The following is a 24,927-nucleotide window of genomic DNA, read 5'->3' as shown; positions in this document are numbered from 1 at the left end:
ATCAACACGTAGCACGTTCATCTAGTATGCCTTTCGCTGGCAAACCGCCCTTTGTGCAATAGCTTTGCATTGCGGGATGTGCCTATAATAGTCTTACGCTTTTATGTTTATTCTTTCCTTTTTTTACAAAATTGAGTTCTTGTTGAAAGCCAACGAAGAGTTCGTGACTGCCATTTCCGGGCTTTATGGCTGTGGTGTACATCTCGTAACTATAGCCCAACACCACCCCATGGAAGCGTCCACCAATCATGCCCGTTATCGAAATAGTGGGCGAATAGCTCAATGCGGCATACAACAAACGTTTCTCGTTGGTGTATTCCACGCGTGCTGTGATGTCGGCCCGATAATTAGAGCCATCTGTTCGCACCAACGCCGAGGGTTTTACCTTTACAAACGGATTATGCAACGATATATTGCATCCGCCAGTTAGATAATATGTGGGGGCGATTGGCAGCTCGTGACGTTCGCCCAGTTCTACAGTTGGCGCGTTTAGATGTTGTGCCGACAGCCCTACATACCACGATGGAGCCATGAAATATAGTCCTGCACCGAGGTCGATGCCGTTTCCCGTTTCTTGCGTTGTGGGTAAAGCGCGGTCGTTGGCATCGGCTGGGTCGAGCTTTGTGCCGTCTATGGTCTCCAAAATTAGTGCTCCTTGCAAACCCACGCCCAATATCGAACGCCCCAACTTAAGCTTATAGGCATATTGCAGCGCGATGCGTTGGTGCTTGAAAACACCCAACTGATCGTTCATCAGCTGCAAACCAGCGCCGTGTTGCCTACCCGCAAAGGCGAAAGGCATATCTGCCACGAGCACCATTGTTCGCGGATGGTTTTCAAATCCGGCCATATTCATGGCGTAAGCACCTGCCACATTGAGCTTCGACTGCTTACCCACTGCTGCAGGATTGAACGTGGGTTCGAGGTCGAAGTAATGCGAAAAGGTCGCATCGTACTGGGCACTGGCCTCACAAAAGCCCAGAACCAGCCACAGCGTAATGATGGTTAAACGTTTCAACACGTATCCTATAACGTGTGTATAACGGATATATTGTGTGGCTGCCACAAAAAATAGCGATGCAAAAGAATGATTAACAAATGTACGCAAGCGCGAGAAAGGCTCAACGCGATGCTTCAAAGGCTAGGTTTTATTGCTTTGGACTTCATGATGCAAGGATAATGGCGAGGCTGATTATGGGTAGAGCTAAATAAGAATGGAGCCGAACATCCATCAACGGATGCCCGACTCCAACCAACAATTTAACTTTATACCTTAGACTAAGCTAATGTCCTTTTGCTTAAGACTGGTTTTAAAACGCTTTCGCCACTGATTTTTCTTACTGTTTTTACGTGGCGTCTTGATGTACATTTGGGGTTTTGACACCAAAAAAAGGATGTAATTCCAATCTAAAGTCTTTTAGCCACAACTTCCTACATTACATTTTAGGTTACCCTAAATACCAATTGTTGGCTTAGAACTAGGGGGATAGGCTCACGCCTTGCCTCATAGTAGGTTATGAAAAAAAACATTTTATTTATGGGTTCACTTCATTGTCTATTGTTTGTTTATGCGATGAGCTGACTTATCGTCATTGCTCTTGGCTGCCATTCTTATCTCTGGTTGCCTCATTGAGAAAGAACAAGGCTGCGGAGGTAAGCCTATTAGATAAGGTGATGTTCGTATTCGGGGGTTAGTGAGTTCTAGATAATTCGAAAGAAAATGTTGTATTCTACATGCCTTGGCCTCCTAATCCCGCACCTGAACTTGTTCTTCTCAACGGCTAACGACCCTTTGTCGCTGCCGTTATATCTTGATGTATCACTGCATTTCTAGGCTTTGACTACTGCTTTGCGCGTCTTTCTAGCCTTCAACATCGCGGTTTGTTACCTTTTAGGCAGTCATTACATTGCGTTTTATCGACAACAGTGCTGGATATAGTTAAAAAGTTCGCGGATAGACGAGAAGTAACTCCCGCTGTTTAACAACTACCGTTTCTGTTTTTACACTAATGAGTGTCTGAACGAATGCATAATGCTAACCATAACTTACACAAACAGGCTTCAAAACATCCATCCTCCAACTCTTAAACAACAGGGAAAGGAAGACCGCTGGCAGAAAAAACAAAACTAAACATACTATTCAAATCCACCAATGATGCGATCTTCGGTCGTTCGACCTACTTTCCCTATCTGAGGACTCACGTCTCACAACGTTTACCTCATTGCGTCTTTAAAGTCAAATCCAGTTTATCAACCTACCGTTTCACAACGTATTCATGAAAAATATGTTGTCACTCTATTATCTATCACAATGTTGACTTTCTGATGTTGTATTCTTGCAGTTATTGTGTTTACGTTATTTCAGGTTTCACTTTTGAGGTTTTGTTCCTCTTATGTGTTGCCTTGTTGACGTGGGATGGCCACTCACTTGCAACCTTTCCCGCTTTTTCGTCCTTTTATATAAGGGTTATGTTTCGCTATTCCTTTTGACTTACCTTTTGTGTTGTTTGCCTCACGCTTGTTATTGTATAAAGCTTTTCGGCACCACGTTTAAGGTTTGTCTAAGCCGTTTATGGCTGTTTGATTATTTCAATGGCAAAGTTAGGCGTTTTTTCAAAATCTCTTACTAGTAAAAACATACATTTTAATAGCTTTTTCGTACATTATAACTTTAATATCAATTGCGCCATTGGTCTTACAAAAGCATCGTTTTACCGATGAAATGGGCGATTTTTGATGACAGATTTACACTTTTTTACCAAGTAGTTTTTAAACACTTCTAAAAAAGCACTAACATATCATACTGAAAATTCATTACGCTAAAAGTGCTTTTTACGCCTGTGCCAATGACAGATTTACACTGATAAATTGGCGCGAACAGCAGAAACCTACTTTATTCTCAACCTAAAGTCGACACCCGAAAAACTTAGTCCTCCCCTTAGCTGGTTAAAATAAATAGTTGTAACTTTGCGTTTGGTTAGTCCGAACCTATCAATTGGCTCGCAAAATCACACCATCATAACGTGCACAGACAACAACTCAAACCCCATTCACGGCTTTGCCCATGCGATATGTAGATGTTATATTACCCCGACCCCTCGACGGTTTCTTCACTTATGCCATATCCAGCGATATGAGTAGCGGCGTAAAGCTGGGAATTCGCGTGCTTGTTCCCTTCGGCGCATCAAAAACTTGCACGGCGATGGTGGTGAGAATGCACGACGATAAACCTGCTTTCGAAACCAAACAGGTGCTGCAAGTGGTTGACGCTATGCCCATGTTGCTGCCTCAACAGCTCGACCTCTGGAAGTGGATTGCTCAATATTATATGGCTCCTATTGGGGATGTGTACACTGCAGCATTGCCTGCAGGACTGAAAGATGATGAGGGATGGCAACCAAAAACCGAGGTCTATGTGGCCTTGTCAGACAATTTTCAAAACGATAAGGCGCTGGCCATCGCTCTCGATATGCTGAAAAACGCCACTCAACAGCTTAAAGCCTTCACCCACTTCTTGCACTTGAGCCATTGGGACACTATCGAAAACAATCTAACGCAGCTGCCCGTGGCCGAGATTACGCGCGTGGAACTAATGAACGTTAGTGGTGCTAGCAGCGCCATCATCAAGGCTTTGATCAACCGTGGACTGCTTAGAGAATATCATAAAGAGGTGGGACGCCTCAACAATAGCGATGCCGAACCATCCGAAAAACCCAAAACGCTAAGCCAAGCACAACAAGAAGCTTACAACAACATTGTGTTCCAGTTTCTTAAAAAACGCGTGGTGCTTTTGCATGGCGTTACATCTAGCGGTAAAACCGAAGTGTATATACACCTTATTAATAAGGCGCTGAAAGAAAAAAAACAAGTGCTTTACCTTCTTCCCGAGATTGCTTTAACCGTGCAAATGACGTCGAGACTCAAACGGGTGTTTGGTAATAAACTGGGTATCTACCATTCGCGATACAGCGATGCCGAAAGGGTTGAGATTTGGAAAAAACAACTTTCGACATCGCCTTACGAGGTGATACTGGGCGCAAGAAGCGCGGTGTTCTTACCTTTTCAACGTTTGGGATTGGTTATCATCGACGAAGAACACGAGGGTAGTTTCAAACAACAAGACCCTGCACCTCGTTACCACGCGCGTTCGGCCGCAATCATGCTGGCAAGCTATTACGGCGCGCAAACGCTTTTGGGTACGGCAACGCCCTCAACCGAATCGTTTTTCAATGCCCAAACGGGAAAGTACGGACTGGTGCAGCTACAAACGCGCTACAATGATATTGCCCTACCCGAAATTAAAGTGGTGGATGTGAAAGACCTTCGCCGCCGAAAAATGATGAATGGACCTTTTTCGCCTGCCCTTCTCTCTGCCGTACGCACGGCGCTCGAACACGGCGAACAGGTTATCTTGTTCCAAAATAGACGCGGTTTTGCTCCTATGGTTGAATGCCACACCTGCGGATGGGTGCCTAAATGCGATAATTGCGATGTGTCGCTAACGCTGCATAAGAACATGAATCAGCTCTCTTGCCACTACTGCGGCTTTACTTATGCCGTGCCTTCGCAATGCCCCAACTGCAACGAAACCAACTTAAGGGGGCGCGGTTATGGCACCGAAAAGGTTGAAGACTTGTTCGAACAGTTGTTCCCCGATGCCAAAATTGCACGCATGGACCTAGACACCACACGCACTAAAAACGCTTACGAACGCATCATTCAAGACTTTTCGCTGGGTAAAACCAATGTGCTTATCGGCACACAGATGGTTACTAAGGGACTGGATTTCGACAAAGTGAGCGTGGTGGGCATTCTTAATGCGGATGCGATGCTTAACTATCCCGACTTCAGAGCCTACGAACAGGCATTCACCATGATGGCTCAAGTGAGCGGAAGGGCTGGCAGAAAGGGTAAGCGCGGACTGGTTTTGCTACAAACAACCTCACCCGAGCTACCCGTCATTGGACAAGTGGTGCGCAACGATTACCAAGCGTTTTATACCGACTTGCTCGAAGAACGACGCCTGTTTAAATACCCACCGTTTTATCGCTTGGTGTATATCTATCTCAAACATAGCAAAGAACAGGTGGCCGAAACAGCTGGAATTGAACTGGGTAGCCGATTACGACAGTTTTTTTCCGACCGACTTCTAGGGCCCGACAAGCCTGCTGTGGCCCGTATTAAGTCGCTACACATTCGCAAATTGGTATTAAAACTCGAACCTTCACTTAGTGGCGAACAAGTTAGACAATGCTTGCACTACGCCCATAAAGAAATGATGAAAGATAAAAAATACGCCACCCTGCACGTGTTCTACGATGTAGACCCATTGTAGGGAGGAGGTTCTAAAGGCGTTTAGGAGTATAAACATTAAGTCAAAGACTTGTTTTATACGTGAAAATTTACTTACCAACTCGCCTACGATAAAGATAAAAGGAGACTCAATCATGGCAACAACCACAAACAACATAAGCCTATGGTGGCAAGCAACAAAGGGTTTGCTTGGCCACAACAACCGTATGGGAAGCAAAGAACAGCAAGAAGACTTCCTTAAATACTTATACGAACGCAACGAGTCTATTGCCCGACAACAGATTGACGAGGCTGCAACAGACCTCAACACCAACCGTGAGGGTATGAACAACATTGTAGGTGCTCTGATTTTGGCTGGCGAACTAGCCGCCAACGACATGCTCACACTCACCGAAAAGGGACGCTTGCACGCCCTTCGCCTTATCCGCGCACACCGCATCTACGAACAATACCTGGCCGAACACTCGGGTTACGACCCTTCCGAATGGCACGAACGAGCACACCGCATGGAACATCGCATCACTCCCGATGAACAAGAGCGCATCGCTTCGTTGCTGGGCAACCCTCTCTTCGACCCTCATGGCGACCCCATCCCCACACCCTCGCTGGCCATTATTGATAACTACGAGTGTGGCCTACCTGTGGAAGCTTACTCGTGGTGGCGCATAACGCATGTGGAAGACGATGATAAACAACTCTTTAGGCTCATCACCGAAAAGGGATTATCCAAAAATTCGCTCATCTATATCACGCATATAGACAACCTCGCCATCATGTTCAACTACGAGGGCGAACGCTTCTCGCTTCCCCTCACTGCGCTCGAAGCCATCAACATGCAGCCTGTTAGCAAAGCCGAAGCCGAAAATCTACCTGAAGCCAACGCCCAACGACTCATTCATCTGCAGGCTGGAGAGCAAGCACGCATCGTGGCTTTGTCGCCTGCTTGTCGTGGAGCGCTTCGCCGACGCCTGCTCGACTTGGGATTTGTTAAGGGTAGTGTGGTGAGCATTGATATGGCTAGCCCGATGGGCAACCCCATTGCTTATGTTGTTCGCGGGTCTGCCATCGCTTTAAGACACGAACAAGCTAAGTTTGTGCTGGTGCAAAAAGAGGGTGAAACACCTGCCACTTAACGGCAATAGGCAGCATCTCTCCCAATGGCTTGTATGCCAAGGGCTACAAACCAGTTCTTAACGTATGCGCCAAACTAGTTGTTGGTGTGGCGATTGTGCCAATCCCTACTCCTTTATGAGATTTGTTTTGCGTGCAACAAAGCTAATTAGACACACCACGATTAACCCAAGCACACACCATCCCCAAGCCATTATCATGTTGTTAAAACTAAATTGGGGTAATAACGCTGTACCTCTAAGTAGGGCCATCGTAAGAAAGGTAAACACAATTACCCGAAATTCGTCTTGCTTGCTAAAGGGTCTATACGCTAGATAACCCAAAATACAAAACACCATACTCTCGTAACCAAAGGCTTCGGCCTTGGGTATATGGTTGAGATAGGTGTATAAGCCCATGCCAATTAATAAAGCAATAGCAAGTGTTAGATACACCTTTTTCAGTTTTTTACTCATCGTTTCTTATTTTATTTCACGTTGTTGAAAATCTACAAAAAAGCGTTTCTTGCGCCTAAGTGGGCTATTAGTCTGCGTTTTCGTCGCCCTTATTAGGTGTTTCCTCTGTATTTATGAGCTTTGTTTTACGCGCAATAAAGCTAATGCCACAAACAATAACCATTCCCACAACCATCCATCCATACGTTGGAAGTAAGGGCTTAAGGTCCATTTGCATTGCTTGCTTTACGAGCAACAGCGTAAAGACAAACAAAAAGCTGTGTAACATCACTTTCTGTTCTTTGTTTTTCGAAAAAATTCTCTCTATTAGATAAACCACCACACAGAACACCATAGCAGACGAACCTGGCACTTGCTTGCTAAAATTCATCACAAGGGTTGAGGCTACAAACCAAGCCACAAATATCAACACCGTCAAACAAGCATAGATTGTTTTACCTCTTGCATCCATCTTTCTTACTTTAAGTTTCACATTTGTTTAGTAACATCATTGCATCTATTCTGTTTAATGATGTGCTTGCAAATATATAAAAATCACATCACGTAAAAAAAAATGCAACAACTATTTTTATATACATCTTCAAAAATAGGGCATTCCAACCAATTGAGCCGCATTATTAGCCCATTCATCTTGCACCAAGCGCCACAATTACCCACTCCTTCAACTGCTTCTGCCATCCCCTTTGCTAGGTATTGACACAAAACAGACACTCGAAGCAGCATGCTAATTGCCATAAAAATGGTAACTTTGCAGATGGCCACGGCACAAAAAGCAACTATTTGCTACAAACGGCCGTACACCTAACAACAATGACAACTATGCCCAACAAACAAAATACATCTCCCTGCGACGCTTGCCCTAAAGCGGCCATGCACACTTTACAACGACGTGGGGCGCAAGCGGGTGGCGAACGCTTCGTTGTGGCACTGGCTGGTAACCCTAACACGGGCAAAAGCACAGTGTTTAACGCCCTCACAGGACTGAAACAGCACACCGGAAACTGGCCTGGAAAAACGGTGGGTAAGGCTGAAGGCTACTTCGCTTATCAAAAAGATACCTACAGAATTGTAGACCTGCCTGGCACTTACTCGCTCTCGTCTACTTCGGAAGACGAGGAAATTGCACGCGACTTTATTCTCTTTGGTCAACCCGACGTTACGGTTATGGTGGCCGATGCCACACGACTGGAACGCAACATGAACCTTATTCTGCAGGTTTTGCAGATTACGGATAAGGCGGTGCTGTGTGTTAACCTGCTCGACGAGGCTAAACGCAACAAGATAGACATCAATCTGAATGCGCTTTCGCGACGTCTGGGCATTCCCGTGGTGGGTGCTTCGGCTCGCTCGGGACAAGGCATCGACCGCCTATTGGAAAGCATGCGACAAGTGGCAGTGGGCGAATACCAGTGCAAACCTCACCGGGCTACCAACCTTCCGCCACATGCCGCGCAGCATGTCAAGGAGTTGGCGCGCAAAATAGCCGAGACACACCCCGACATTTCCAACGCAGAGTGGATTGCTTTCAGGCTAATCGAGGGCGACACAAGCGTGAAAGAGCGTTTCGGAAACACCGAACTAAACGCACTTGCCGAAAAATTGCTGCTCGAAATAGGCAGTAACTTCCACGACCTGTGGGTGGAAGACATCTACACACAGGCAGGACAGATCTGCAGCGAGGTGGTTACGCAGGGCAACCAACGCGGACGGCTGCCGTTAGACGTTAAACTCGACCGCATACTTACCCACCGCATCTGGGGGTTCCCCATCATGTTGGCCTTGCTGTGTGGCGTGTTTTGGCTCACCATCATCGGCTCTAACTATCCCTCCGACTGGCTCAACCAATTGTTGGTGGGCATCATTCACCCTGCCCTACACGATGCTTTCGTGTCCATGCACGCCCCTTGGTGGCTCACGGGTTTGCTTGCAGATGGCGTTTACCTGGCCACGGCATGGGTGGTATCGGTGATGTTGCCGCCTATGGCCATCTTCTTCCCCCTCTTCACCTTGCTCGAAGATTTCGGCTATCTGCCTCGCGTGGCCTTCAACCTCGACGAATTGTTTCGCCGTTCGGGGGCGCACGGCAAGCAGGCCCTAACCATGAGCATGGGTTTTGGCTGCAATGCGGCAGGCGTAGTGTCTACACGCATCATCGACAGCCAACGCGAACGGCTCATTGCCATCATCACCAACAACTTTTCGCTATGCAATGGCCGCTGGCCCACACAGATATTGTTGGCCACACTGTTTATCGGCGCAGCCGTTCCTGCACAATATAGCAGCATGGTTTCGCTGGTAGCGGTGATGACGGTGGTGCTTATGGGCGTTGGTTTCATGTTCGGCAGTTCGTGGCTGCTGTCGCGAACCATCCTTCGCGGCGAGGTTTCCACCTTCCATCTCGAACTTCCACCCTATCGTCCGCCCCAGTTTTGGCAAACGCTTTACACCTCTATCATCGACCGCACACTGATTGTGCTGTGGCGTGCCCTTGTGTTTGCCGCCCCGGCAGGCGCATTGATATGGCTTTGCTGCAACATCCACGTGGCCGATGCCACCATTGCCCAGCACCTTATATCGCTACTCGACAAGCCCGGATGGCTGATGGGGCTGAACGGCGTGATACTTCTTGCCTACGTGTTGGCCATTCCCGCCAACGAGATTGTTATACCAACGGTAATGATGCTGACGATGCTTGTGTTGGGACAAAGCGACATGGGCGCAGCTGGCGTGCTGATGGAAGGCACCGAACAACAAACCAAACAAATACTGCTGTTGGGCGGATGGAACGTGCTAACGGCCGTTTGCCTCATGGTGTTCTGCCTCTTACACCATCCTTGTTCTACCACTATTTACACCATCTATAAAGAAACAAAGAGCCTTAAATGGACCACTGTGGCCACTTTGCTGCCCCTTGTGCTGGGTGTGGTGGTAACAATGCTCATCGCCACAGTGTGGAGAATGGTGGTTTGAACGGGTGTGTTTATGAATGGATAAGGCACACCAACTCATAAACCTCAAAAACATCAACTAAAAACTCGCCAACTCGTAAACGCATCAACTAAAAACTAAAAAACTTACTATCTCAAAAACTCGCACAACATGTACACAACCATTGCAACAAAAGCTAAATCGTTATTTACCAAACCACTTTTTCGCGATCGCCGCACCATTCTTTGGCTGTGGTTAGCCCTCTCTGTGCTTGCTGCTCTTCTAAAATATAATCGCACCGACAACAATTACCGCATCTTCCGAGGTGTGTTTTGGCACACCGTGCAAGGCACATCTCTTTACGAAAGCTATCCAGCCGAATACTTCGACGTAAACCATTACGGTCCGTTTTTCTCGCTTGTGATTGCTCCCTTCGCACTCATGCCCATCCCCTTGGGCTTGGTATTCTGGTGCATCGCCCTCTCGCTAACCCTCTATTTTGCGGTTACGCGCAGCACGTTTAGCAGTTGGCAACAGATGTTTGTGCTTTGGTTTTGTAGCGAAACTCTGCTCACATCGCTTTTTATGCAGCAATTCAACATCGCCATTGCTGCCATTATCATTGCCAGTTACGCCTTGATAGAGAAAGAGCGCGACTTTTGGGCGGCCTGCCTCATCGTACTTGGCACCTTTGTTAAACTCTATGGCATCGTTGGTTTGGCCTTTTTCTTCTTCTCCCGGCATAAGGGCAAGTTCGTGCTGTCGTTGTTGTTCTGGGCTGTTGTGTTATTCGTGGCACCAATGATTATTAGCAGTCCCGCCTATGTGGTGGGGCAATACCATGCTTGGTATGTGTGCCTGATAGAGAAAAACGGCGAAAACCTGGCCTCGGTGGCGCAAAACATCTCGGCATTGGGCATGGTTAGGCGCGTGTTGGGCAACCCCCAATACAGCGACCTACTAATTTTAGCCCCCGCCCTTGTGCTTTTCGCCCTGCCCTACCTTCGTTTTAAAGAATGGCGCAACGAGGGTTTCCGCACAACCATACTGGCCTCGGTGCTGCTCTTCACGGTGCTTTTCAGCACGGGTAGCGAGTCTAGTTCGTACATCATTGCCCTTAGTGGCGTGTGCGTGTGGTATTTTGCTGCTCCTTGGCAGCGTGGCAAGGCCGATATTTGGCTACTAGTCTTCGTTTTCTTGCTGTCGAGCATGGGCTCGTCCGACCTTTATCCGCGCACCATCAAGCGCGAATACATCCAAGCTTACTCACTCAAAGCCTTGCCCTGCCTTATCGTTTGGCTGAAACTTTGCTGGGAAATGATGACGAAGAGTTATCTACCTCGCCCACAAAAGCTCACCAAAGGGCAAGAGGAATGATAAGCCAAACAACAGGCAGAACCTTCTAACAAAATGCGTATAAGCCATAATATAACCATGGGCTTTGGGGTTTAAAACATGCAAGGGGGCAGAACAACAATCATAATAATGTAAAATATTCGCACCGCATTTTAACATTATGAGTGCCCTCGGCACAAATTCTCTGGCCGTTGGGCAAAAATTCGCGCGTATTTTTGAAGTTTGTAACACGCTGGTTTACTGACATTTATCTACAAAAACGTAAAAATATACCTCCTTTTGGCCTTTAATCAAGGATTTCGGCATAATTATACGCGCGACTAACAGCCTTGAAGAGGTATTTACGTTCTAACCTATAAATCGCTTGTTATCAAGTGTTTATAAATTCTTTGTCTATTCCTTGAGGGCTATTTAAGCCGAATGCAGTGCGTTTGGATACTAAAAGCATTGCGTTTTGGTGCTAAAAGCCTTGCGTTTTGATGCTAAATGCAATGCGTTTTGGTGCTAAATGCAATGCGTTTTGGTGCTAAATGCGATGCCATCACAAACGTTTAAACTGTATTTTCATGTTGTTTCGAGCCCAAAATTCGGACAACTTTTCTTCAAAGAGAAAGGCAAAAGCATAGTAAATGGCAAAAAGCTGCGGAAAAAGCTTGCAATGTTGGCTGCTGTTTTTATCACTTAAGCGCATTTTATAGGGGTTTTTCAAGGTGTTTTTCTCTAGAATTGTTCGGCCAAAAAGTGCATTTTGTAAAATATGCTTACCGTTTTAACAGCCCCTTAAAAACCTCGCGTTTATGGCATCCCCGTCTGAACCGTTCAGTGTCAAAACCATCATCTGCGTTAAGGAAGAGTCCCGATACAGTCAAGGCCAAGGGATTAAGTCCCGAGAACAATTCAGAAAGCACCTCAGAGATGTTGTAAGCATCGTTGTGCGAACCTGAAACGGGATTGGACATGGCAAGCGGTATTCCCTGGCTGTCGGTGACATATATGGCATTGGTCGTCTTCCTTTTCTTGCGTCCTTGATAGCCACAGCACTCCCCACCACGAAGGGCTGTGGTGTGGCTGCCGTCCAATTCCACTCTGGACATGTCCAAGAAAAACCTATAACGGTGCAAAACGATGCCTCACACCTTCTCCCATTCACCATTTCTCGACCATTTGCGGAAATGCCCATGCACCGTTTTATCATGCAACACCCTCCCCGTGAAGAAAGATGAGACAGGAAGTATATGCCATTGACAGCCTGTTTTCAACTTGTAGAGAATACATTAAATGACTTCCGCTTGATCGCCTTTTAAGGACACACCCACATTTTGTCACAGACAAAAGCGGCAGAATTTCAGATTTTATCGTATCTTTGTCCAGTACTTCGCACATGAGAGGAGTGTTTATCTTGTTTTAGTAGCCCAAAGACAACAAACTCCTCTTAATTTATAGAAATATTAAAAGTCAAGACGACTTCAATAATATGTACAGTCAGTGCTAAACACTTTTCAAAATAAAAAACAACAATACAGAAATATCATTCATGGCAAATACAGAAGAGCTTATAATGACATGCCTTGCATACGAGACTTTATTTGATGATTTCTCGTCTGTAAATATAGCAAGCATAGCACAAGATATTCCATATCTTGCTGCTTTGAATTTCATTGTTGCAAAGCACAAAAATTTCTACTACTGCTTGTCAGACTTAGAAGGACAAAAAAATGAATTATTTGAACTTAGGTTATCTTTTCCTAATGAAGAAAAGGTATTGTCACGGTTAGATTCATTTATTGTTGGACCAGATAATCCGTATTTAATTGATAATACTAGTACGATTTATTTTGAGATGTATATCCTACAATACTCAGACAAACAAAACAAAACTACTGAATTAACTCCAGAACAAAAGGTGTTAGTATATAAGTTATATCTTTATTGTTCTAGCTTATGGCTTGGAGTTCAACAAAACAACATTGAAAATTTAAATGCATTAGATCTTAACTTAAAAGTAGATGTACCTGTCACAGAGTTCAGATTTCCTGCGGATTTTCATGCTCAATTGTATAAAGCAAACGAATTCTTCGTTTTTTGTGAAAACAGAACTCCATATAATACGATTTCTAAATGGCTAATTTGTGATAAAGGGAAAAATAATTTTCAAGAGTACCTTCTTGACGTATTTATGCTATTTAAAGAGGCCACAACAAATTACATTCTTAGAAAAAATTTGCTTCCTGAGGCCACCCACTGGTTTCTAGATAATTATTGTATAGATATAAACACCCAAGAGCAACTATGCAAGGACAAGAATAAAGGTATAAAATATTTAAGAAATCATTTCTTCGTTAAGATTGACGATGATTCATTTCTCCTTTTGAATCCAACTTTTTTAATAGATAAATTCTATGAAGGACTTGTCTTTGATGCATGGAACGCCATAGAAAAACGCAAAGGAACTGATTCTATTGCCGATAGCATAAAAGACTTTACTGTTCTTAAATCTATGTTAGGAGGTACATTTTCAGAAGAACATCTTTTCTATACGATTATGGACAAGTCTTTCACTTCCACTACCCTAATCAAAAAACGAGGGACAGACTTCCCTGGTGTTGTAGCACCTCCAGACTACTACCTAAGAGACGGTAACAACATTTTTTTCTTTGAGTGCAAAGATTTGCTAATTAATAATGACATAAGATACTCAACAGACCTAGAAAAAGTAAAGAAAGAACTTTTGGATAAAATATGTAAGGATAGCACTTCCAATCGCAAAGGTGGGGCTCAATTACTCTTTACTATTGATAAGTACATTAACGATAATAGCCTTTCAAAATTTGATAAGCCATATACTATTGGTGACAAAATCTATCCTATAATTGTAACAACCAACAGTGTCTATGATGCCTATGGTGTTAATGAACTGGTAATGTTTAGGTTTATAGAAATCGCAAAAAAAAGATATAGTTCACTTGCTGGTAAACTAAAACTACCTATTATTATTAATATGGACTGCTTTATCAAGTTGATGAACGATTTTCACAATGGAAACATCAAATTCAATGAACTTCTAGATGAATATCAGTCTAGGTATTTGGAGAAACCAAATATGCAGTTTAAGCCATCATTCTATCATTTCATTAGAACACGTTATCATGGAAGAACGTTTTCGAAGCCTGAGCTACATTATCTATTCAGTAATTTATACGAATCGTTAGACAAAATACTAAGTAACGCATAAAATATACATCAATGTATATTTACAACGACAAATTTAGGAAAGCAAGAAGAGATTATAGTCCTTACCTCTTTCATATTATTAAAGGGGAGACACCTGATTTCCTAGAAACAATGACTAACATCTTAAATGAGATGAAGCTTAAAAGTGAGAGAGGGTACATTTGTATTTCTGCATCTCCCTTGACATCTATTGTTAGATTCTTTGAAACCAATGTAAATAGGACGGAGAAAACGATGTTCTTATCTTTTGGTATCGGATTTTCTCGAGATATACTGGTACGCGACTTTGGTGCAAGAAACGTCATCTATTATTATGATGATGAAAAGGAATTAATACCCGAAGAACTTGAGTGGCGAGCTTTACGCTTGAATGGCGACACATCTGATTTTGAATATCTAAGGGAATGGCGAATAAATGGCAAAGAGTTCGATTTTAAGGATTTCCCCACAGAGGATATAATAGTGGTTGCTCCAGATAGAAAAGACCTAAATGACTTGGTTGTCAGCCATGACGTAGGCATCAATCTGTCTTCTTATGATATGGAACCTTTTCTTGTGGAAGAGTTCAAAAGAGAATGGAAAGGTGTCGCGGTAAATGAAGTTAAAGATTTCATGGATGACTTTGATATGTCAGGTAGTACAGCAACACAAAAAATTGGTTAGGATATGTTAGAAGAATTGGTAGCTCTTCTCCACTCGTTATTCAAAAAATCTGAATAATAAACATACTTGACTCTAACATTGCATACTAAACTGGCAAGGGCACTTTATAGTGAAGTCATCTTGACTTTTCTCCCATCCTTATCTTCTTGTGAAGAATTAGTATAAATGCTATATAGTTCCATGCCTTCCAACTAGATAGCGTCGTATCAAACCTATTAAGTACGTTTCTGTATGAATCTATCCACGCATTGGTTCTTTCAATGCAAAACCTCCGCTTATACAGCAATTCGTCTAGGAATGCTTCCTCCCTCTGCTTTCCTCGGCGTTTGTTGAATGCAACGCTTGGGAAAACCTCGCGTTTATGGTATCCCCGTCTGAACTGTTCAGTGTCAAAATCCGCATCTGCGTTAAGAAAGAGTCCCGATACGGGCAAGGCCGAGGAATTAAGTCCCAAGAACAATTCAGAAAGCACCTCAGAGATGTTGCCAACATCGTTTTGCGAACCCGAAACGGGAGTGGACATGGCAAGCGGTATTGCTTGGCTGCCGGTGACATATATGGCATTGGTCGTCTTCCTTTTCTTGCGTACTTGATAGCCACAGCACTCCCCAACACGAAGGGCGGGGGTGGGACTGCCGCCCAACTCCACGCCGGACATGTCCAAGAAAGACCTATAATGGTGCAAAACGATGCCCCACATCTTCTCCCAGTCACCATTTCTCGACCATTTGCGGAAATGCCCATGCACCGTTTTATCATGCAACACCCTCCCCGTGAAGAAAGATGAGACAGGAAGTATATGCCATTGACAGCCTGTTTTCAACTTGTAGAGAATACATTAAATGACTTCCGCTTGATCGCCTTTTAAGGACACACCCACATTTTGTCACAGACAAAAGCGGCAGAATTTCAGATTTTATCGTATCTTTGTCAAGTACTTCGTACATGAGAGGAGTGTTTATCTTGGTTTAGTAGCGCAAAGACAACAAACTCCTCTTAGTTTATAGAAATATTAAAAGTCAAGACAACTTCAACTAATGGACTTCGAAAACAACAAAAAGACATCAAACATTAGGTTTCCTTTCGGAAAACAATTGTTTATAGGCATCATCAAATTCTATAGTACAGAAAAAGGATTTGGTTATGTAGTTTCTAACAACCTGGGAATGTCCCACAATAAAAGATTTGCAGCATCTACCCAAAATTTCTATATTGATAAGGAGTCGTTTGGAGAGCTTCCAAAACTAAATAAGCTCGTTGTATTCCAACCATCATTTCAAAATGGTAAACTAAGGGCACTTAATGTCAGACAGTATAATATAGAGAAATATAGAGAGTTGGTTCTTACTTATTATAACAATAATAATTTCATTGTCTATACACTCAAAGAGCGTATTCGCCATCGCTATAGGTCTGATGAAATTATCGAGAACAAAGTTAAGGTTAGCATTTTATCTAAATCAGGAATATTTCGATATGAATTGATACGTGAATATTGTAGAGAATATACACAAAAAGGTCCAGATGCACTCTTGGTTGGAATATCAAAACTAATTTATGCAGCAGGGGGTGAAAAAGAATATTATCGCACCCTTAACGGGAATTATGGTAATAAGGAGAATGAACATAATGCTATTAAGTATATGTTTGGTGCTATAGATCTTGAAACATCAAAAGAAGTCGTCAGGCAACATCCTTCATTACAACCATTTACACCTACTAGTATACTATTGGAAATCGCTGGAGAATTGAGTCCAGAATTTAAAATACCCAAAGAGTGTGTAGAAAAGCACAAAATATGTAAGCTAGAAAAAATTCTCAATGATAGGAGGGCTTTTGAATGTTATTTTACTGAAGAAGAAAAGAAAAAGAGATTGCGTAATCATTATTTACCTAAAACTGAGTTCACTTCATTGCTTGATTCCTATTCAGAAGAATTAAAGCTTAAATATTTGCAACTGATAAAAGAGCAAATGCATGATGGAATTAATTCCTATATTGCTAATATAGCGAATGAAACAAAGAAAGAAAAAATCAACTTCCTTAAAATATATGAAGACTTTATAGATTCTCAACAAGAACATAAAATACATCTATCTATTGATAACGAAGAGGTTGGTGAAATAAAAAAGGAAATCTCTGATTTCTTGAAATCCGAATATGGCATCTATAGATTAAGCTGTTTCACAAATAATATCTCCAACAAGTTCTACAGTAATGACTCTTACGTACAAGAGATGGTGAAAGGTGCTATTGTCGAAGCACTTTTGCAGATCATACCACAAATCCTAAAAGATATTACTCTAAATGAATATCATTGGGGAGGTCATGATATTTATACAGCAATAAAAGAAATTACCAATGGCAACCAATTCATACTTGAAAATTGTGTTGAACAAGTTCGAGTGATTATAAAAGATTGTTATCGTTCTTTGTTCTGTAAGCACATGTATGAATCTAAGTATGATGAAATTTTCATAATGGACTTTAAAGACATTTTCGATGATGAAGAGCGTGATTTAATAATTAACCGGTCGGCAGAAGGGATTTTGGCGAAAGGTTCTTTGAGGCAAATCTACAATTATTTCCACATGTTTGCTGATAAGGTCGTTCCAGTTACAATTGAAGAATTGATTAAAACCAAAAGCATAGATGATATTATAGACTGTGGGAAAATATTCAGTGTTGAAACAGACAAATGGCTGACTTTACTAGAGGATATTCTATACATTATTAAGAACAATTGCAATTCAAAAGGAGATTTTATAACAGATTCAGCTCCTGATGGTAAAAGGGGGTATTTTCTAGGACAATTCATTTACAATTTAAGAGGGACAGATGCAGTCAACACTTTTATTAGTCAATTATCATCCCACGACAGAATTATTTTAAGCCAATCTAGATATTTTGGTTTTGACCTTGCAACAAAAGATGATATAAAGAAGGAGTTGCTTGATATTGGAGTTAATGGGGACGCTTCAGGCATATTACAAAGACTTCGTTATTGTAGTCATGCAATAGTAGATATTATCACTTCTACACCATGCTTAACAAAAAGTAACATAAGCGAAAAGATACTTTGGTTGAGGAAATATTATTCAATCAAAGAAAGAGAATATCGCAACATCGCAGAACGTCTTGATGCCGAAAGAAAATTATTGGCATATTGGAGCGAAGTTCAAAGCGCGTTTGGATTTGATGTCGCACCTCATGGAATAGATCTTAAGAAAATGCAAGTTGCGCTTTCATATGCCGACTATAAGAAGCACTCAAATTTTTTGTCAGTAATCTGGAAGGCAACAATTATTGACCATACCAATTTCATAGTTGAGTTTAAAAAAGAGGATCTCCATGACATAGACAAAAACGACATAAGCCTGATTGAACGGATTGTTGGCAATCATTTTGAGGAAAATGGAAAATGTGTTAGAATTGAGTTGGCAAAAAGTAGCGACTATAGTGTTAACACCGTATTATCATATATTACAGTTAATGTGTTAAACAATCTCTCAATAGAGATCGAACAGGAGGAAATTGATATTATAAGTAACCAAAGAATAGTTAGTTACATCTCCAGTATTATCAATATGACAGCCAAAGATTATATGGAAGCATCTTGGCGCGTAGGGGATAGAGGGGATCTTGAGACATATTATAAAGACATTGTCATTGAGTTTGAGGAAGTTCCCAATAAATTGGTAAGGTCTATTCTTATGGAAATTGTCCCTGATTTAACTAATCACAATGAGTCAAAGGTTTTTGAGTATCACTATTCTAAATCGGAAATTGCCAGTGGGTATGGACGCAGTTGGAGTTGGGAAAATAATGATGATTATAAGAATAGCATGTTAGTAGACTTAATTATAAGAATATTTGAGTCGTTTAAAGAAGGGCTATTCATAGATTTAGAATTTCAGCCAAAGATCCTTGGAATATAAGTCAATTATAGTGAAGTCATCTTGACTTTTCTCCCTTTCTTGTCTTCTTGAGAAGAATTACTATGAATGCTATATAGTTGCATGCCTTCCAACTAGATAGTGGCGTATCAAACCTATTCAGTACGTTTCTGTATGAATCTATCCACGCATTGGTTCTTTCAATGCAATAGCTCTGCTTATACAACAATTCGTCTAGGTGTTCTTCCTCCCTTTGCTTTCCTCGGTGTTTGTTGAAGGCAGCGTTTGGGAACCCCCGTGTTCATGGTATCTCCGTCTGAACTGTTCAGTGTCAAAACCCACATCTGCGTTAAGAAAGCTTCCCGATACGGGCCAGGCCGAGGAATTAAGTCCCGAGAACAATTCAGAAAGCACCTCAGAGTTGTTGTCAACATCGTTGTGCGAACCCGAAACGGGAGTGGACATGGCAAGCGTTATTCCTTGGCTGTCGGTGACATATATGGCATTGGTCGTCTTCCTTTTCTTGCATCCTTGTATAGATACTTTAAAAGTCAAGGCGACTTCATAATATAAAGATGGGAAGTTCCCACCCGTAATCGGCAAAACATATTACTCCCCTCGCCCGTTGGAGAGGGGTTGGGGGTGAGGCCGTCCCTTAACCTCGCTTTTTATACACCACATTCAGCAACAAAAAGTTTATCGGAACGGCAACGGCCATTACCACGATTGGAGCCAACAGTTTGCTAAGTCCCCACCAAAGAAAGAGGTTGAGCAAACCCATTTCCATGAGATAGTTCACCGCATGACTCGCTACAAAACCCGCAACATTGCCACGAGTGGCCTTACTTTGAAAGGTGAAATAGGTGGTTAGCACATAGTTGCACAACAAACCAACCACGTAACCTACGGTGTAAGACACGTTGGCATTGACAACAAGCAAACACAAACAATACACCCCATAGTGCAAAGCCGTGCACAACACGCCCACAATGCCAAAGCGAAACACGCGCCAAAAATGCGCACGAAAGGTCGGATTGCCCTGCCACCAACGCTTAAACAGCTGCGTCATCGTCATCACCCACTATCTCGCATATGTTAAACAATGGTCTATTTTTCACCTCGGTGTATATCTTTCCTACATAAACACCTACAATTCCAATAGATAAGAGTATCACTCCGCCTATGAGCCACAAGCTTAACATGATGGAAGCCCAACCGGGATAGGCTGTATGCACCACAAGCGCATGCACAACATACACGCCCGCCACCAAACTAAGGAAGATGAAAAAGAAGCCTATATATAATATAAGGTATATGGGGCGAACCGAAAACGAGGTGATGCCATCCAGGGCAAGCGACAGCATTTTTTTTAAAGTGTACTTGGAAGTGCCTGCAGTGCGTTCGCTAATAACATCGTCTACGGTGCTACTTTCAAGTCCTATCATCGGGATTAGTCCGCGTAGATAGAGGTTGCGTTCGCCATATCCAGCGAGAATGTCGAGTGCTCGGCGGCTCATCAATCTAAAGTCGGCATGATTAAACACGCTTTTAACGCCCATTTTAGATTGCAGCTTATAGAACGCCACAGCCGAAAGGCGCTTAAAAACAGGGTCGGCCTTGCGCGACACCTTCACCCCATAAACAATATCGCTTCCTTCACGATGATGTTGCAGCATACGCGGTATGGCTTGCAGGTCGTCTTGCAGGTCGGCATCGATGGTTATCACCACATCAGCCCAATGTCTAGCAGTGAGCATTCCGGCCATAATGGCATTTTGATGGCCTACGTTTCGGGCTAGATTGATGCCTCGCACGTAATTGTTTTGGCGCTGATGTTGGCAAATAAGCTGCCAAGTGGCATCGCTGCTACCATCGTTTACAAACACTATCATACTTTTGGCCGACACCTCGCCACTCTTAACAAGCGTGTCAAGTAAGTCGGTTAGTCGGGCTACCGACGAGTTAAGCACTGCCTCTTCGTTATAACAAGGCGAAACAATAGCCAGTCGCGTCATCTTTCTTTTCCCTTTTTACGTTTCACAAAGTCGGTGTAGGTAATAAATTCGGCTTCGCGCCGTTTCATCATCTTCACCAAACGGTCTAATCGGTTAACCATATCCATGCCGCTATGGTTGCGAATGATGAAGGGCATACGATATTCGGGATGGTCGTTAAGGTCGTAGAACTCCCACGGATGAAAATAGGTTACCAAATAACCATCGTGTCGCAACACGCGCCTAACCATGGCGTGATAAAGCCATTGAGGCAGATTGTGCAGCGACAGCCAAAACAAAGGGAACCGCAAAAGGGGCGTAACCGATGCGGGGATTTGCATCACTGAGCCTTTCATAAACCATCGGCGGGGCGTGGTGAGGTGCATATAACGACCAGGAATGAAGGCGGGATTGAGCGACGAATTATACAAATAGCCAGCCTCGGCCAGTGCGTCGTCGCTCACGGGGAACATTCGGGGCTGCCGATAGCCATGCATGGGGACGCCAGCCACACGTTCGAGAATGTTTTTTGAGCGCCACACGTCTTCGGGAACGGGCTTCCAATGGTCCACACCATGGCAAGCCACCTCGTGTCCCTCGTCCATGATGCGGCGAATAAGGCGCGGTGCCTGCTCGGCAAAGTTACCCGTGCAGAAAAAAGTGGCACACACGCCATTGCGTTTCAGGCAATCAAGAATGCGCGTTGTACCCTCTACCGACACGCGCATACCCTCTTCCAAGCTGATGTTTACGCCATGTTCGCGTGGCACATCAAACTCTTCGGTGTCGAAACTTAGCAATATCAGCTCTTTGTCTTTTGTTTGCATGCTGCAAAGTTACTAAAATAATTGGCAACAATGATGTTTTTTCACTGTTCATCATGGGCATTTAACGCACGAAAGAAAAACGCATTATCAACTTCGTGCTCCTACTTTTAAGGCTGTATGCTTCACTAGAGTGCTAACCTTTTGTAACTTTGCTCTACCTGATGCCCTTTTTGCGCTGAATAAAGCTTAGCTGCAAACAGATGATAAGCGGACGAAAGGGAAGAATAAATTAAAGGGGGAGATGGTTTGAACAACATCAAACACATCTCCCCCTTTTGATTTAATATTCGTCTTCGTTGAAGAGGAAATCCTCTTTTGTGGGATAATCGGGCCAAATATCTTCGATACTCTCGTAGACATCGCCTTCGTCTTCAATCTCTTGCAAGTTCTCTAACACCTCCAAAGGTGCGCCCGAACGCATAGCATAGTCTATGAGTTCTTCCTTGGTTGCTGGCCAAGGTGCATCTTCTAGTTTAGATGCCAATTCCAATGTCCAATACATATCTTATCGTTTTTCTTGTTAATGTTCTCGGTTTAGGCTGCAAAAATAACACTTTTATTGTTATTTGCAAGTGTTTTGCCAAGTTTTTTCAAGTAAATGTGCATTAAAACAGATAAAACGAGCTAAAACAAAGAGATAATCGGATAATCTATTGAGGTATTGTAAGATAACGGGCGATACCGCATCTGTATGCGAGAGGGTCACAACGCTTCGCTCGGCGCGTCTACAAATGGTGCGACACACGTGCGCCCAGGCTGAAAGGGGAGTTCCTCCAGGTAGTATAAATTGGGTTTGCGGTGGCAATTGGCTCTGCATTTGGTCGATGTCTTGCTCTAAAAGGGCGATGCTCTCGGCCGATAGTAAGGGCAAACGGTGGCAAGACGGCTGTAACGACGCCTGCGAACTGGTGGCAAGATGGCAACCGATGTTGAAAAGCTGCTGCTGAATGGCTTCTATCTGCGGTGCATGTGCACCATCAGGACCAAGGGCTAGCAGATATCCCAAAGATGAATTAAGTTCATCCACTGTGCCGTAGGCCTCAATGCGAACATGCGACTTATCTATACGCGTTCCGCCTACTAGGCTTGTAAAACCCTCGTCGCCTGTTTTGGTGTATATTTTCATCTCTAGTAGCTGAATGAGGTTAAAAATTAATGACGTAATGTTGTTTAGGGCGGGCACTATCGAAGAACGCCACACCACAATAATATAGGTCGAACGTTACGCCAACACGCTTGTCCTGCTGCAAACGATGCCACAATTGGCGAGCATGGGCCGACTTACTCACTTCGTTGACAAGCAGAATGGTGTGCGCGTTGAATTTGGACAACAACTGCTCGAATATTTCTTCGGCATGCTCTACTTCCTGAAGATGTAAAACAACAGGCTGTTCGAAGGGTGTAAGCGATGGTATATTGCAGGGCTGCAAATGGGTAAGTTGGGTGCGTTTGCATGCTGTTTGCACATAAGGTGCAAGCCAATGAGGCGACGACTGGCAACAAATCCAACGTTCGGCTTGGGCAAAATTGGCCAACCTAAAGAAAAATTCGCCCAACTTGCGCTCTCTTTTTGAGATGTTGGGCAGCTGCTGACACAGGTCGGCATAGGCGTAATAGGGGTAATGCTCGTTCACTACATATCGTACGAACGAATAAGCCGACGGCGATTGTATGCCAAATCCACGGCAACAAGTGAGTCGGGTGAGCCAAATCCATAATCGTTCGAGATGATACATTTTCGTGATATATATTTATAATTGATGAAGTATGCAAAGTTAATCATTTAAAACGGAAACAATAGCGATGGCAAAAACTAAAACCATTAAAAAGTAAGGATAATAAAAAAATATGCTGAAAAGAAAACAACATAGCGTTATTTTCACTATTTTTGCAAAACAAAGTTATAGAAAGGCCACTACTGACCGATGAAGAGCTGGCACAACAATGTGGACAACGATAATCAATCAGGGTAATAGCATTTCAATATAACTCAACAACTAAATACATCATCTATAACCGCGCATAAAATCGAATCAATTAAATAACAGATAAACAACAATACTCACAAAATTTCATCGTATGGATAAAACAAAAATCGTAGTCACCGCAATTATTGGCCTGGTGGTTGTTATTGGTGCATGGTTTATTGCATCGGGTTTTAAAAACTTTAGAGAAGGACAACCCGTAATCAGTGTAACGGGTATGGCCGAAAAAGAAATAACAAGCGACCTCATCGTTTGGAAAATTACGGTTAACGCAGAGGGTTCAACTCGTAGTTCGGCCTTTACCGAGTTTGAGAAATCAGCTCGCGTGATGAGCAAGTACCTACAAACGCATGGCATTCCTGAAAAGGAAATTACATTGAGCAGCGTGGATATCAGCAAACGCACAAAAGACTTTTGGGACGAAGACAGCCGAAAATACGTAACGCTTGAAGATGGGTTCTCGGTTTCGCAGACTTTCACGGTTAGCTCGAACGATCTCAAACGCGTGGAAGGGGTTTACCAACGTATCTCTGAACTGTACAACAGTGGTATGGATTTCAGTAGCGAGAAACCACTGTACTACTACACGAAACTGAACGACCTGAAGATGGAAATGCTTAACCAAGCATCGGCCAACGCATACGAACGTGCTCAAACCATTGCTAAAGGTAGCGATTCGAAAGTGGGTTCGGTTGTATCTTCAACAATGGGTGTTTTCCAAATCGTGGGTCTTAACAGCGACGAAGAATACAGCTGGGGCGGAACATTCAACACCAGCAGCAAAGAAAAGGTGGCTAGCATCACCGTTAAAACAACTTATCGCGTGAAATAAACCATGCTAACGGGTTCTTGGTAGCCCTATTACATAAACAGAAGTCCCAAACGCAACGTTTGCTGCGTTCGGGACTTATTTTTTATTGTTGTATTCGGGTCATTATAGTCGTTGCTGGATTATCTTCCCCTTGGGGAGTTTAGGGTGTATAAGGTAAAGTAAATAGGCAAATAAGCTGGTTTAACCCATGATCCCTTAAACGCTTGTGTATACAAAAGCATGTACTAATAACGCAAGAGCTTGTTTATGAACCAATAAACACATGAACTCACAACTTATAAACTCACAAACTTATGAACCAATAAACTCATGAACT

The 24,927-nt window shown here is 43.3% G+C and carries 20 protein-coding genes and 1 pseudogene; 8 read left to right on the top strand and 13 right to left on the bottom strand.

What is annotated here, in order from left to right:
* Positions 1 to 82: 82 nt before the first annotated feature.
* Complete coding sequence (locus QME03_RS11110; protein ID WP_274946695.1) at positions 83 to 1,021, bottom strand: PorP/SprF family type IX secretion system membrane protein; 939 nt, start codon at positions 1,019 to 1,021, stop codon at positions 83 to 85.
* 2,043 nt (positions 1,022 to 3,064) lie between these two features.
* On the opposite strand from QME03_RS11110, the gene priA reads away from it, so the two are divergent.
* Positions 3,065 to 5,335, top strand: coding sequence for a replication restart helicase PriA (gene priA, locus QME03_RS11105; protein ID WP_281724400.1), 2,271 nt, complete (start codon positions 3,065 to 3,067; stop codon positions 5,333 to 5,335).
* Between the two features lie 112 nt (positions 5,336 to 5,447).
* Entirely contained in the window at positions 5,448 to 6,446 is a 999-nt protein-coding gene (locus tag QME03_RS11100) for a metal-dependent transcriptional regulator (RefSeq protein ID WP_281724399.1), read from the top strand.
* A 105-nt stretch (positions 6,447 to 6,551) separates the two neighbouring features.
* Here QME03_RS11100 and QME03_RS11095 read toward each other — a convergent pair whose 3' ends face one another.
* Positions 6,552 to 6,899, bottom strand: a complete 348-nt coding sequence (locus tag QME03_RS11095; RefSeq protein ID WP_281724398.1) for a hypothetical protein — start codon at positions 6,897 to 6,899, stop codon at positions 6,552 to 6,554.
* 67 nt (positions 6,900 to 6,966) lie between these two features.
* Positions 6,967 to 7,371: a hypothetical protein gene (locus QME03_RS11090; protein ID WP_281724397.1), complete on the bottom strand. Its 405-nt coding sequence runs from the start codon at positions 7,369 to 7,371 to the stop codon at positions 6,967 to 6,969.
* Positions 7,372 to 7,718: 347 nt separating this feature from the next.
* Between QME03_RS11090 and feoB the strand changes: the two genes are divergently transcribed.
* Together feoB and QME03_RS11080 are read left to right on the top strand one after the other, a co-directional pair.
* Positions 7,719 to 9,869, top strand: coding sequence for a ferrous iron transport protein B (gene feoB / locus QME03_RS11085; protein WP_281724396.1), 2,151 nt, complete (start codon positions 7,719 to 7,721; stop codon positions 9,867 to 9,869).
* A 129-nt stretch (positions 9,870 to 9,998) separates the two neighbouring features.
* On the top strand, positions 9,999 to 11,204 hold the full coding sequence (locus QME03_RS11080) for a glycosyltransferase family 87 protein (protein ID WP_281724395.1): 1,206 nt from the start codon (positions 9,999 to 10,001) through the stop codon (positions 11,202 to 11,204).
* A 740-nt stretch (positions 11,205 to 11,944) separates the two neighbouring features.
* Here the strand turns inward: QME03_RS11080 and QME03_RS11075 are convergent.
* Together QME03_RS11075 and QME03_RS11070 are read right to left on the bottom strand one after the other, a co-directional pair.
* Entirely contained in the window at positions 11,945 to 12,277 is a 333-nt protein-coding gene (locus QME03_RS11075) for a hypothetical protein (protein WP_281724394.1), read from the bottom strand.
* 36 nt (positions 12,278 to 12,313) lie between these two features.
* Positions 12,314 to 12,442 carry a hypothetical protein gene (locus tag QME03_RS11070; RefSeq protein WP_281724393.1) on the bottom strand — a complete coding sequence of 43 codons (129 nt, stop codon included), beginning with the start codon at positions 12,440 to 12,442 and terminating at the stop codon, positions 12,314 to 12,316.
* A gap of 275 nt (positions 12,443 to 12,717) precedes the next feature.
* Here QME03_RS11070 and QME03_RS11065 point away from each other — a divergent pair, with 275 nt between their 5' ends.
* The gene (locus QME03_RS11065) at positions 12,718 to 14,415 is read left to right on the top strand and encodes a hypothetical protein (protein WP_281724392.1); all 1,698 of its coding nucleotides are present in this window, start codon (positions 12,718 to 12,720) and stop codon (positions 14,413 to 14,415) included.
* Between the two features lie 11 nt (positions 14,416 to 14,426).
* A complete protein-coding gene (locus QME03_RS11060; RefSeq protein WP_281724391.1) occupies positions 14,427 to 15,077 on the top strand; it encodes a hypothetical protein in 651 nt (216 codons plus the stop codon).
* Between the two features lie 115 nt (positions 15,078 to 15,192).
* On the opposite strand, the pseudogene QME03_RS11055 reads toward QME03_RS11060, so the two are convergent.
* Positions 15,193 to 16,024: pseudogene (locus QME03_RS11055) on the bottom strand (transposase).
* A 90-nt stretch (positions 16,025 to 16,114) separates the two neighbouring features.
* On the opposite strand from QME03_RS11055, the gene QME03_RS11050 reads away from it, so the two are divergent.
* A complete protein-coding gene (locus QME03_RS11050) occupies positions 16,115 to 19,015 on the top strand; it encodes a hypothetical protein (protein WP_281724390.1) in 2,901 nt (966 codons plus the stop codon).
* Between the two features lie 192 nt (positions 19,016 to 19,207).
* Here the strand turns inward: QME03_RS11050 and QME03_RS11045 are convergent, their stop codons facing one another.
* The 7 genes from QME03_RS11045 to QME03_RS11015 form a co-directional block, all read right to left on the bottom strand.
* Positions 19,208 to 19,528 carry a hypothetical protein gene (locus QME03_RS11045; protein WP_281724389.1) on the bottom strand — a complete coding sequence of 107 codons (321 nt, stop codon included), beginning with the start codon at positions 19,526 to 19,528 and terminating at the stop codon, positions 19,208 to 19,210.
* A 100-nt stretch (positions 19,529 to 19,628) separates the two neighbouring features.
* A complete protein-coding gene (locus tag QME03_RS11040; protein ID WP_281724402.1) occupies positions 19,629 to 20,048 on the bottom strand; it encodes a GtrA family protein in 420 nt (139 codons plus the stop codon).
* Positions 20,026 to 20,988, bottom strand: coding sequence for a glycosyltransferase family 2 protein (locus QME03_RS11035; RefSeq protein ID WP_281724388.1), 963 nt, complete (start codon positions 20,986 to 20,988; stop codon positions 20,026 to 20,028). The genes QME03_RS11040 and QME03_RS11035 overlap by 23 nt, the downstream gene beginning before the upstream one ends.
* Positions 20,985 to 21,773, bottom strand: a complete 789-nt coding sequence (locus QME03_RS11030; protein ID WP_345740175.1) for a polysaccharide deacetylase family protein — start codon at positions 21,771 to 21,773, stop codon at positions 20,985 to 20,987. The genes QME03_RS11035 and QME03_RS11030 overlap by 4 nt, the downstream gene beginning before the upstream one ends.
* Before the next feature lie 301 nt (positions 21,774 to 22,074).
* Positions 22,075 to 22,296, bottom strand: a complete 222-nt coding sequence (locus QME03_RS11025) for a DUF2795 domain-containing protein (RefSeq protein WP_009231301.1) — start codon at positions 22,294 to 22,296, stop codon at positions 22,075 to 22,077.
* Positions 22,297 to 22,356: 60 nt separating this feature from the next.
* Positions 22,357 to 22,920 (bottom strand): cob(I)yrinic acid a,c-diamide adenosyltransferase, encoded by a 564-nt coding sequence (locus tag QME03_RS11020; protein ID WP_025817598.1) that lies wholly within the window; start codon positions 22,918 to 22,920, stop codon positions 22,357 to 22,359.
* Positions 22,921 to 22,939: 19 nt separating this feature from the next.
* A complete protein-coding gene (locus tag QME03_RS11015) occupies positions 22,940 to 23,530 on the bottom strand; it encodes a hypothetical protein (protein ID WP_025817596.1) in 591 nt (196 codons plus the stop codon).
* A 343-nt stretch (positions 23,531 to 23,873) separates the two neighbouring features.
* On the opposite strand from QME03_RS11015, the gene QME03_RS11010 reads away from it, so the two are divergent.
* Positions 23,874 to 24,611, top strand: a complete 738-nt coding sequence (locus tag QME03_RS11010) for an SIMPL domain-containing protein (RefSeq protein ID WP_025817594.1) — start codon at positions 23,874 to 23,876, stop codon at positions 24,609 to 24,611.
* Positions 24,612 to 24,927 lie beyond the last annotated feature (316 nt).

The sequence above is a fragment of the Hoylesella shahii genome (assembly GCF_937990675.1).
Classification (GTDB): Bacteria; Bacteroidota; Bacteroidia; order Bacteroidales; family Bacteroidaceae; genus Prevotella; species Prevotella shahii.
The sequence above is the reverse complement of the archived record's forward strand: the minus strand, read 5'-3'. Positions and strand labels throughout refer to the sequence as shown.